General features: G+C 39.8%; 9 protein-coding genes and 1 tRNA gene. 4 read left to right on the top strand and 6 right to left on the bottom strand.

The window, feature by feature from the left end; translation table 11 throughout:
* Positions 1–90: 90 nt before the first annotated feature.
* The 3 genes from nuoH to sixA form a co-directional block, all read right to left on the bottom strand.
* A complete protein-coding gene (gene nuoH, locus IQ237_RS22070; protein ID WP_194059072.1) occupies positions 91–1,209 on the bottom strand; it encodes an NADH-quinone oxidoreductase subunit NuoH in 1,119 nt (372 codons plus the stop codon).
* A gap of 617 nt (positions 1,210–1,826) precedes the next feature.
* Entirely contained in the window at positions 1,827–2,963 is a 1,137-nt protein-coding gene (locus IQ237_RS22075; protein WP_096570930.1) for a citrate synthase, read from the bottom strand.
* 112 nt (positions 2,964–3,075) lie between these two features.
* On the bottom strand, positions 3,076–3,570 hold the full coding sequence (gene sixA, locus IQ237_RS22080; protein ID WP_194059073.1) for a phosphohistidine phosphatase SixA: 495 nt from the start codon (positions 3,568–3,570) through the stop codon (positions 3,076–3,078).
* Positions 3,571–3,688: 118 nt separating this feature from the next.
* On the opposite strand from sixA, the gene arsM reads away from it, so the two are divergent.
* Both arsM and arsS read left to right on the top strand, forming a co-directional pair.
* Complete coding sequence (gene arsM, locus IQ237_RS22085; protein WP_194059074.1) at positions 3,689–4,657, top strand: arsenosugar biosynthesis arsenite methyltransferase ArsM; 969 nt, start codon at positions 3,689–3,691, stop codon at positions 4,655–4,657.
* Between the two features lie 192 nt (positions 4,658–4,849).
* Positions 4,850–5,839, top strand: coding sequence for an arsenosugar biosynthesis radical SAM (seleno)protein ArsS (gene arsS, locus IQ237_RS22090; RefSeq protein WP_194059075.1), 990 nt, complete (start codon positions 4,850–4,852; stop codon positions 5,837–5,839).
* Between the two features lie 185 nt (positions 5,840–6,024).
* Here arsS and IQ237_RS22095 read toward each other — a convergent pair whose 3' ends face one another.
* From IQ237_RS22095 to IQ237_RS22105, 3 genes are all read right to left on the bottom strand, one after another.
* Positions 6,025–6,492, bottom strand: coding sequence for a DUF29 domain-containing protein (locus IQ237_RS22095; protein WP_194059076.1), 468 nt, complete (start codon positions 6,490–6,492; stop codon positions 6,025–6,027).
* A gap of 167 nt (positions 6,493–6,659) precedes the next feature.
* Positions 6,660–7,958, bottom strand: a complete 1,299-nt coding sequence (locus IQ237_RS22100) for a bifunctional oligoribonuclease/PAP phosphatase NrnA (RefSeq protein WP_194059077.1) — start codon at positions 7,956–7,958, stop codon at positions 6,660–6,662.
* An 855-nt stretch (positions 7,959–8,813) separates the two neighbouring features.
* A complete protein-coding gene (locus IQ237_RS22105; RefSeq protein ID WP_096570942.1) occupies positions 8,814–9,311 on the bottom strand; it encodes an HNH endonuclease in 498 nt (165 codons plus the stop codon).
* Positions 9,312–9,659: 348 nt separating this feature from the next.
* Between IQ237_RS22105 and alr the strand changes: the two genes are divergently transcribed.
* Complete coding sequence (gene alr, locus IQ237_RS22110) at positions 9,660–10,847, top strand: alanine racemase (RefSeq protein WP_194059078.1); 1,188 nt, start codon at positions 9,660–9,662, stop codon at positions 10,845–10,847.
* A gap of 120 nt (positions 10,848–10,967) precedes the next feature.
* Positions 10,968–11,049, top strand: a tRNA-Leu gene (locus IQ237_RS22115).
* Positions 11,050–11,504: the final 455 nt, after the last annotated feature.

An 11,504-nucleotide genomic window follows, 5' to 3' on the forward strand; every position in this document is an offset into this window, starting at 1 on the left:
TGTCTCTTCTCTAACAATTTTGGATTTTGGATTTTGGATTTTAGATTTAAGATTCAATCCAAAATCTAAAATCTAAAATCTAAAATCTCTCTAACCACCGAAAGCGACGGGAAAGGCTAATTTTAGGGCTGCGGTTAATAACAGGTTAACCAAACCAACTGGTAGTAAGAACTTCCATCCTAAATCTAACAGTTGGTCAATTCTGACCCGTGGTACTGTCCAACGGATGAGGATGGCAAGAAATACGAGAAAATACGCTTTAAGTACGGTCATGGTGATACCTAAAGCGGCTGTGATTACTTGTAAGATGGGGTTGGTTTCGCTCATTCCTAACCAGTCACCTATCAGGCTGACGGGGATGGGGAAATGCCAACCGCCCAGGTATAAAATTGCTACGAGTAGGGAAGAAAGGATGAGGTTAATGTAAGAACCTAAGTAAAATAAACCGAATTTCATCCCTGCGTATTCGGTTTGATATCCGGCTACCAGTTCTTCTTCCGCTTCGGGTAAGTCAAAGGGTAGACGTTCGCATTCTGCTAGGGCGGCGATCCAGAAGATGATGAAACCTAGTGGTTGTCTCCAAACGTTCCAACCCAAAATCCCAAAGTTTGATTGTTGGTTAACGATGTCAATGGTGCTGAGGCTGTTAGACATCATGGCGATCGCTAATACACTCAACGCCAATGGTATTTCATAACTGATTGATTGTGCTGCTGCCCGCAAACCCCCTAACAAGGAGTATTTGTTGTTAGATGCGTAACCAGCCATTAATAAGCCTATGGGCTGAATGCTGGATAATGCAATCCACAAAAATACACCCATACCGACGTTAGTAATGACGATATTCTCCCCAAAGGGAACAATCAAAAATGATAAGAATACCGGAATTACTACGATTATTGGACCAAGGGTAAATAACCAGCGATCTGCTTTGGCTGGTACGATATCTTCTTTAAAGATCAGCTTTAGACCATCGGCTACAGGCACTAGTAAACCAAATGGACCTTGATATTCAGGACCAATCCGTTGCTGTGCTGCCGCAGAAATTTTCCGTTCTAGCCAGGTTGCAACCAGTACACCTACTGTTGCCCCAATCAGCATCAGGATCATTGGTAATGGCATCCACAGGGCTTTGGCTGCCCCTGCTGGTATGCCCAAATCCTTGACGGATTCAATAAAAGTTCCTTGAAGGTCAATTCCTGCATTCATGTTTGCTACTCTGTAATTCGTCTACTCATAGTAAATTCACAAATATTATTTAATTTAATATCTGTAAATTTACTGTTGAAGAATCTCTATTGAGACGATGCGTGATTGTAGAATTGTAGATTTGTTGCTAATTCCTGAGTTTAGTATATCCTTTGATGGTTTTACCCTTTTGATCCCAGATGACAACTTCTGCTTATGGTTGAGATTGAGATTGGTGATTAGGGATTGGTGATTGGGAAAAACCTCTTTCCTACTCCTCTTCCTGTTCTCTTCTTACTGTCACCTGTCACCTGTCACCTATTCTTCTGACAAGACTCTGACAAGACAAAGTTACCGTCCCCAAATTGGTAACGGTTTTCTATTCTATGCAAATTGTCTGATTTTCCTGTACAGCAGGTTGTGATGACAATGCCAATTCCAGATTATCCATGTAAATTCGAGATTTTTGATTGTCAACCTCATCAAGCTGACAGATGACACTTATCAATCTGTCCACTTGAGAGCATCAATCTAGAATCTCAAATCTAAAATTGGGTATTTATCACCTATTCCCAGGAAAATACCTCATAACTGTCACCTGTCACCTGTCAACTTTTACCTGTCACCTTCCCAGGTAGTTAACGCTGCTCAATGGGAGTATAAGGAACTTCGTGAAGACCGTTATAGACTTGAGTGGGTCGGAAAATCCGGTTTTCTTCAAGTTGTTCTTTCCAGTGTGCTAACCAACCTGCAACACGGGCGATCGCAAATACTGGTGTAAACAAATCTGTGGGAATTCCCATTTTCCTATACACTAAACCAGAATAAAAGTCAACATTAGGATAAATTCCTTTACTGCCAACTTTTTCGGCCATTACCCTTTCTACTTCCTGGGCAATTTCATAAAACTTGTCGTAGCCGAATTTCTCGAACAATTGCACCGCTAAACGTTGTAATATTGTGGCTCTAGGATCTTTTACCTTATACACGCGGTGTCCAAATCCCATGATTTTGGCTTTTCTTTGTAGACGATCTTCGATATAGGGGCGAACGTTATCTACAGATCCGATTTCTTCTAACATCTGTATTACTTCTTCGTTTGCTCCACCGTGCAATGGTCCGCCTAATGTCCCTACTGCACTAGCTACAACTGCATAGGGATCGGTTAAGGTGGAAGCTGTGACTCGCGCACTAAAGGTAGAAGCATTCATTGTATGCTCAACGTGCAGAATTAAGCAGATATCAAAAATCCGCGCTGCTAGGGGGTCAGGTTCTTTTTCATTGAGCATATACAAGAAGTTGGCAGCATAATCTAAGTCATCCCTTGGTTTTACAGGATCATTTCCTTTCCGCATCAACTGGAACGCTGCTACCATTGTGGGAATTGTGGCTACTAACCGGACTACAGAATTACGAATGTAGACAGGATTATGTAAGTCACGACGAGAATAAAATAAACCCAAGGCAGCAGCAGAGGCTTGGAGAGCATCCATTGGATGACCACTTTCGGGAAAACATTTCATCATGTCCCGAATACGATATTTTATCCGTCTGTGAGCGTTAACTTCACTCTCAAAAGCTGTCAATTCTTCTTTGCTGGGCAATTTTCCCCAGATTAAAAGATAAGCAGTTTCTAGGAAGGTACTTTTTTCTGCTAATTCTTCGATCCGAATGCCCCGATACTCTAGTATTCCCTTTTGCCCGTCTACATGACTAATGCTAGACTGGGCTGCGGGAATGCCTTCTAAACCAGGCTTATATTCGCACACCGTCATGGCTACACCACTTGCTTTGTGAAATATCTGAACACGCTAACTTACCAGAGATTCTTTTCACTATAACAGTTGCCGATTTAACAACTATTTTATGCGAAAGCTCGAAAAACTGTTATAGTAGGTACTTGGGAGGTGTCAACCAGAACATTTGACTACGACCCACAGGAGAACCATCATCTGGTACTTTTATTCCGATCATACCTGCTTTTTTAAGGACGAGTTGTTCTTTTGCTTCACCCCAAAGGAGAATTTCAGCCCAATTAGTTAAACAGGGTTCATGTCCCACCAGTGCTAGTTGGGTATTTTGAGGATATTTTCTCGGTTCTAACCAGTCTCTTAGCCACCATTGAAGATCGCCTTCAAAGCTGAGATGATCTGAGGTTTCTAACTGAGAACTTAATCCGGCTGCCATGAGTATTTCTGCTGTTTGTTGGGCGCGGACTAGGGGACTAGTGAGGATTAAATCAAATTTAAAACCAAGTTTTATTAATCTTTGGGCTACTTTTGCGGTTTTTTGTCTGCCTTCTTGGGTGAGCGATCGCGCTTCATCTTTTAGCCCTAGTTGATGTTCTTCGGCGATACCGTGACGGATTAAATATAGTTCCATAAATTTTCTACGGTAATCACCGTAATCACTGTAAAAATCATTAAAATTTCCTCAGAATATATGTCAATATATTAATATGCAGAATCAATATATACAAAGTTAAACCCAAAAAACAGCAATGACCTATTTAGAAACCGCAGCCCAATTTTACAGCGAAGTTGCTCAAATACCAGAAGTAGGACTTTGTTGTGTCCAAAGTACACCCCTGCAACTACCAGGATTAAAAATTCCTTTAGTCATGCAGGAAATGAATTATGGCTGCGGAACTACCGTTCATACTAACGAATTAGCAAACCAACCTACAGTATTATATGTTGGTGTTGGTGGTGGTTTAGAAGCTTTACAATTTGCTTATTTTTCCCGTCGTCCTGGTGCTGTCATCGCAGTTGAACCAGTAGCAGAAATGCGAGAAGCTGCGACAAGAAATTTAGAAATTGCTGCCCAAGAAAATCCTTGGTTTGATCCTAGTTTTGTGGAAATTATTGCCGGGGATGCTTTTAATTTACCTGTCAATGATGCCTCTGTTGATATAGTCGCCCAAAATTGTCTTTTTAATATCTTTGAACCTGCTGATTTAACCCGCGCTTTAAAAGCAGCATATCGAGTTTTAAAACCCAGTGGCAGATTACAAATGAGTGACCCCATTGCTACCCGTCCTATTCCCCAACATTTACGACAAGATGAAAGATTAAGGGCAATGTGTTTATCCGGTGCGCTCACTTATGAAGAATATACACAGTTAATTATAAAGGCTGGATTTGGTCAAATTGAAATTCGCGCCCGTCGTCCCTATAGATTATTAGATAAACAAACTTATAACCTGGAAGAAAATATACTTTTAGAAAGTCTTGATTCCGTTTCTTTTAAGGTGCAAATTCCTGAAGACGGTGCTTGTATTTTCACAGGTAAAACTGCTATTTATGCAGGTTCAGAATCATTTTTTGATGATGGAGCAGGACATATTTTACAAAGGGGTATTCCCGCCGCAGTTTGTGATAAAACGGCTGCTAAATTGGGAAATTTGAAACCAGAAGAAATCATGATTACTGATTCTACTTGGTATTATGATGGTGGTGGTTGTTGTTAGGGAATTTTTTATAATTATATTCTCTGTTTTGTGGTTTGGTGTTTGATGATTTTTCAGAGTATCGAACCACAGAGAGACACAGAACGCAGAGAAAGAAAAAGTAGGGGAAATACCCTGCGGGAAGCAAGCTACATGAATCACCCCTACGCAATCATCGGAAAGTTTTAATATGAGGTTTTTTAGGTATTAATGATGGTAAAAATAGCGGTTACTCCTTTTCACAAACAACTTAGTTCAGCTTTAGTTAAGCAAAAAATCCAAGTTTTACAAGTCAATCTCGGTAAACGTTGTAATCTTGCTTGTTCTCATTGTCATGTGGAAGCAGGACCTAAAAGAACTGAGGAACTTTCTCTGGCAACTTGTTTGGAGTTAATTGAATTCATTTATAAATTCCCAGAAATTAAAATTGTTGATTTAACTGGGGGCGCTCCAGAAATGAATTTTGGTTTTAAACCATTAGTAGAAGCTGCTAGGTTAGCGGGTAAACAAGTAATTGTTAGGTCAAATTTAACAATCTTTTTTGTGGAAGGTTTTGCAGATATTCCTGAATTTTTAGCGAAAAATCAAGTTCGTGTTGTTGCTTCTCTTCCCTGTTATTTAGCTGATAATGTGGATAAAATGCGGGGTTATGGTGTTTTTGATCAGTCTATTAAAGCTTTACAATGGTTAAATAAATTGGGTTATGGTCAAGATGCAAATTTAATTTTAGATTTGGTGTATAATCCTCAGTTACCAAAGGATGAAAATTTTTCTTTAACTCCAGATCAAAAAAATCTTCAACTAGCTTATAAAAATTTCTTACAAGAACATTTTGATATTGTCTTTAACAGCCTTTTCACTATAACTAATATACCTGTAGGGAGAACCAAGTTATATTTAGAACGTAAACATCTTTATGAAAAATATTTGCAGTTTTTAGAATCACATTTTAACCCTGACACCGTTGATAATTTAATGTGTCGTGAGGAAATTTCTGTTGATTATTTGGGTAATGTTTATGATTGCGATTTTAACCAAATGATGAATTTACCGTCAAGACCTCAAAATGGTCAACCCCTGACAATTAGAAAATTATTAGAAGTTGGTAGTTTAGATGTCATCAAGGAAGTACAAACTGCTGATTATTGTTATGGTTGTACTGCTGGATGTGGTTCTAGTTGTGGTGGTGCTTTAGTAGAATAAATCACTGATAGCTGATAGCAGAATCCTCAAATAACCTGTTACTAAAAAAATTCTGTTACCAAAATTGATACGAGCGTCCCCATGTTTGATTTGGTGGTCTATGATGGAGTTAGTTAAGCTCCTCACACCATACCGAAAGCCGTGAAACCAACTAATTTGGTTCGCGGTTTTTTCTTTTTGTACACTTACAAACTATAAAAATCTTCATTTAAGATTTGCTCAAGGGAAAATGGACAAGTGTGAGAATATTCACTCTCATCAGGAATACGAACCCCAAAAGCAGCTAATTTACCTTCTTTAATAGCTAATTTTCGAGATTGAGGATATGCTTGCTCAATTGCTTCAGGAAGAAAATTTTTGAGAGATGGTGTATCTTGTAAATTGTTCAAAACTCGCTGACGGTGTTCAATAACTGAATTATACCAACTCATTTTCATAGTGTCTGGAGCATCAAATTGAACTTTTAATTTCAGCAAATGAGCTAATAAAATCATCAGATTACTTTTAAGAGCATTCTTTTCTGATTTCCCCAAATTTGTTAATTCCTCAATCAAATTCTCTATATCTAGTGATTCAAATTCACGTTTTTTTAAGTTCTGAATTGTTGTATCAATCCAAACTTGAAAATCCTCTTCGTAAAGATATTTCATCATATAATTGCTCACATTTTCATGATGATACAGCAGATTACAGATCAATCAGGTACACAATCTCAATTAAAACCTATACAGAAAGATAGTTTTACTTCAGCCTCCTGCCTTATTTATCCCCAACCTCACAACGGATGGGGAATGAGGCTATTTTTGCCGAAACAGGGTAATTACGACTGAATTGGGTTATCTTTAGGATTTACCAATTTCAATAATTTCTGCTTAATTTGAGCGTCAAAAACTTCCCATTTCATTTTCGCATAAGCGGAATTTTCGTTACCGCCAGATAAGAATCCCATCGGAATCTCAAAGCCACCTGCACCAGTGCGCCCACCACCAAAAAACCGCCCTGTGCTATCTTGTCCAAAGGCTTCTTTGATAAATTCGTCAGGATCTAAGGTAAGTTTTGTGGTTCTCAGAGAACCTATGACTACTTCTAGTTCGTCATCTTCATCGTGAACTATGCCGTATACTACCGCAGTATGCACGTTTTCTTCTGTTACCAGAAAATCAGCCGCTTGGGGTATAGCATCTCGGTCGTCGTAGCGTAAATAACCTACACCAGCTATGGAAAAGTTATTTTGGACAATGCGATTTTTGAGCGATCGCTCGATCACATCCATTACACGCTTAGAACGATTTGCTTGTAAAACGGCATTGAGCAACTGAGCATCATAAAACCTGCTCAGATAGGCAGCAGCCATAAAATCTTCTTCCTGCGCTTGCATTAACCGATTGGTATCTGAGCGCAAACCGTGCATCAAAGCAGTTGCACATTTCACGTGCTGGCTAATGCTGCTATCTAATGTGAGTAAACCCGATTGTAAATACTGCGTAAAGATTGTGGCAGTTGCTCGTACATAAGGACGAACATCGGTAAACTCTGCTTTGAGTTCTCCTTGCAAGCTATGATGATCAACCAGCACTACTAGGGGAAGTCCGGCCTGTTGTACTGCTGCTAGTAATTGAGATGTAGTTCCCTGATTATCAATCAACACAAACCCTTGATAAGATAACAAATCTTTACTTTTCAGGGTTTGCATTGTCCAGCGTTGAGCAGGTAAAGTAGTTAGCTTAACTAAAGCAATATTCTCCTGATGGCTGAGAGTGCCAGCATAAATGATTTCACATTTGATATCGTATTGTTGGGCAATTAGTTGGTAAGCCCAAGCACAAGAAAGAGCATCAGGGTCAGGAAAATCTTGTAGAATTACCAGATGGCGCTCATGTCTATGGTTGAGCAGGGTTTTTTGTAACTCTTCTGACTTCTGAATAGCAAGGGAATTGCCACGTTGAGCTAAATAGATACCTCCATCACCATTTGCTGCTGCCCCATTTGCTGCTGGCAAGGAAGGCCGTGTAAGTGGTGGAAGTTCAAGAGCATCTCTCTCTAGTTCTACTTCCTCCCCATTCGGCTCTGTGGTCAATGAAAAACCCTCAAATTGAGTAACGGGAGAATTCAAGTACATAGGGAATTTAGTTTTCAGCTTGGTGGCTTCCACCAGTTACGCTCTGGCTCGTCCACACATTACGATCTTGACAGAAATTTACAATCTTTGCACAGCATCATGTTGGTTTATTTTTTGTCAAGCCCATTAGTCAGGGATTGCTGAGAATGTTAGATTTTAGATTTTAGATTTTAGATTAAAAACATTTGGTACAGGTCTAGGTCTTTCAGAACGGAAAAATACTCGCTGCGCAGCGCACGCTTCGCTAACGTAAATCCCAAATCCAAAATTCTCGAGCTTCCACACTTTAGGGTGGATTCAATCCAAAATCCAAAATACTCGCTGTGTACGCTTCGCTAACGTAAATCCAGAATCGAGTGACATCTAACTGGTGTACTGGTGTACATATAGTTACTGGAAATAACCCAGCAACTTTTTCTTAAAAGCTGATTTTAACTTCAATATCTATCTTAGTTTGGGTATTGTAACGTTTTTTAGTATACAGAGTTTCGGAATTTTACAATACTTACTATCTAAATATATTTATTATGTTTTCTCAGCCATTAACAACTATTTTCCTCAAAAATATACCTTCAAGCTTAATTTTGTGATGATTGGGAATAATTTATAGTGACAATGATCCATACCTCAAAAAATGAGGTACAATTGTGAATCTGTGTTTGTGTTGTCTCGCTGGAATTTGAACAAACAATTCTTCCAGCTTTGGGGAATGCCCCTGAAAAGCTGCAAAAAAGACACTCACCAAGGGCAAATTTAACCCTCAACTTGTGGTATACTGTCTTGACCAAGGTCAAACAGCAACACCTACAGGTGAAGATTCATTCCCCTGCTGTCGCAATTAGTTCTGTGTTAATGTCAAAGTCCTATAACATATTTTTGCCACTCCTGATGAAGTCCACTCTTGAGATGTTTTGTCACCTCAAAATAGAGGCTACTGTATGGTTGACGGGGTGGATGGCGCAAAGGCATCCGGGCTTCTTGAGGTGTACGACAGCCTTTTTTGACGTTGCAGCGTACACAGGCAGTAACGATGTTTTCCCAGGTGTCACCTCCTCCACGCGATCGCGGCATTACATGATCTAGGGTCAACTCATCACCTGTGTAGCCACAGTATTGACAAGTATGCCCATCTCGATGCAATATATTTCGGCGCGTCAGAGGAATTTCTTTATAGGGAACACGCACGTAATGACGCAACCGGATTACGGTTGGCAGAGGAAAATCCGAGTAGAGGAATTTGCCGTTGTGTTCTACGTGTTCTGCCTTGCCTTTTATCAACAAAACTATGGCACGTCGCCAACTCGTGATGTTGAGCGGTTCGTAGGAGGCATTTAGGACTAAAACCTTCCCCATTGATATTAGCTCAAGGTATTAGTTTTAGATATTTTAACACAAATATACCTTTCTGGGGAGATGAGAATAATTTATACTTCCTTAATAATTTGGTTGCAGGTGATTGGGGACTGGGGACTGGTGACTGGGGATACAATGAAAGGATTTTGGATTGTTGTTGTCAATTCCAATCTAAAATCTAAAATCTAAAATCTAAAATCTAAAATTATTCTGACTCCTGACTAATTGTACAAACTCCCGGATCAACGGTACACTTTGCTGATTAAATTGATATGGCTTTAAGGGGCAAAAATTAGCACAGTCGGAGCGTCTGGAAGCTTTGCAGTGGTGTGATAGGAGTGAAGAGGAATGTTTAGTAGCAAACAAACCCCTAGTTTTGCTGATAGTCAGGAGTGCAATACTTACGCTTGGTTTTCTCAACGTGCTTGGGTGGAAATTGATTTAGGGGCGTTGTCCGATAATGTCAAGCAATTAGTAAGATTTTTATCACCACGTACACAGTTAATGGCAGTGGTAAAAGCTGATGCCTATGGACATGGGGCTGTAACAGTTGCTAAAACTGCGTTAGAAGCGGGTGCAAGTTGGTTGGGAGTGGCTACAGTTCCCGAAGGAATTCAATTACGGGAAGGTGGAATAAAAGCACCGATTTTAATTTTAGGAGCAACCAATACAGCAGAACAAATTCATGCGATCGCTCACTGGAAACTGCAACCTACACTTTGCAGTCCTAAACAAGCTTTAATATTTTCCAATACATTAGAAGCAATTAAATATAATTCTCCCTTACCTGTACACATCAAACTAGATACGGGAATGTCCAGACTAGGGACTGATTGGCAGCAAGCAGGTGATTTTGTGCAGTTAGTACAAAGATTACCACATTTGGATATTGCCAGTATTTATTCTCACCTAGCTACAGCAGATAGTCCTGATCCGGCGATTATGGAAGAACAGCATAGAAGATTTGAGGAAGCGATCGCCCAAATCAAATCTAGAGGTATCAAAATTCCCAGTTTGCATTTAGCCAACTCAGCCGCTACCCTGGCAGATCCCAGATTACACTATGATATGGTGCGTGCAGGTTTAGCCATTTACGGACTTTACCCTGCTCCCCATCTGCAAAATCAAATCAAACTGCGACCGGTTTTACAACTTAAAGCCAGAGTTACCCATGTAAAAACAATTGCTGCCGGAACTGGCGTTAGTTATGGTCATAAGTTTATCGCACCCAGAGAAATGCGGATTGCAGTAGTGGGTATTGGTTATGCGGATGGAGTTCCCCGCAGTCTTTCCCAACAAATGCAAGTTTTACTGCGTTGCCAGCGTTTGCAGCAAATTGGTACAATTACGATGGATCAATTAATGATAGATGTCAGTTCCATACCCGATGTGCAGGAAGGGGAAATAGTCACATTACTGGGAGAGCAGGGAAGAGAAACAATCACCGCTGATGATTGGGCAAATCAATTAAATACCATTTCGTGGGAAATTCTTTGCGGCTTCAAGCATCGTCTACCCCGTGTTGCTGTGATGTAGGGGACTGGGGACTGGGGACTGGGGACTGGGGACTGGGTAATCAATTTTATGTTTCCCAATCACCAATCACAAATTCCCTCTTGCCATTACTAATTTGTTATGCTATTATAATATCCTGATGCGGATGTGGCGGAATTGGCAGACGCGCTAGATTTAGGTTCTAGTACCGCAAGGTGTGAAGGTTCAAGTCCTTTCATCCGCATTTTAAAAAATAGGTTATTTGAAAGGACTTTTCACTTCACACCTTTCATTACTAGAACCTAGTGTTTACTCAAGATTTACTCACTAACCAATCATACACTAGGTAAATTGAGTAAACAACCAATACATACATACTATAGTACCTATGTATCAGTAATCACTGAATAGATGATTCACAGTAGCAAGTCACCAATCCAGTGACAAGAGTACAAAAATACTAACCTGTACAGCTATACTCACTACTTGAAACTATTGCCCTATCTAGGTTACAGCTATTTTCCTCTACAAGACACGATAGTTACCCTAGTGGTATGTTTCCACCTTCATTTGGTACAGGTCAAAATAACAGGGAATTAGATAATTTCTGTTGTCAATAAGTATTCACTATTGAGAAAACCCTTGTAAATAGTACGTTTGAACTAATAACTTAGCTGCATTTTTAGCTTATTTGGTAGG

The organism is Sphaerospermopsis sp. LEGE 08334 (assembly GCF_015207205.1).
GTDB lineage: Bacteria > Cyanobacteriota > Cyanobacteriia > Cyanobacteriales > Nostocaceae > Sphaerospermopsis.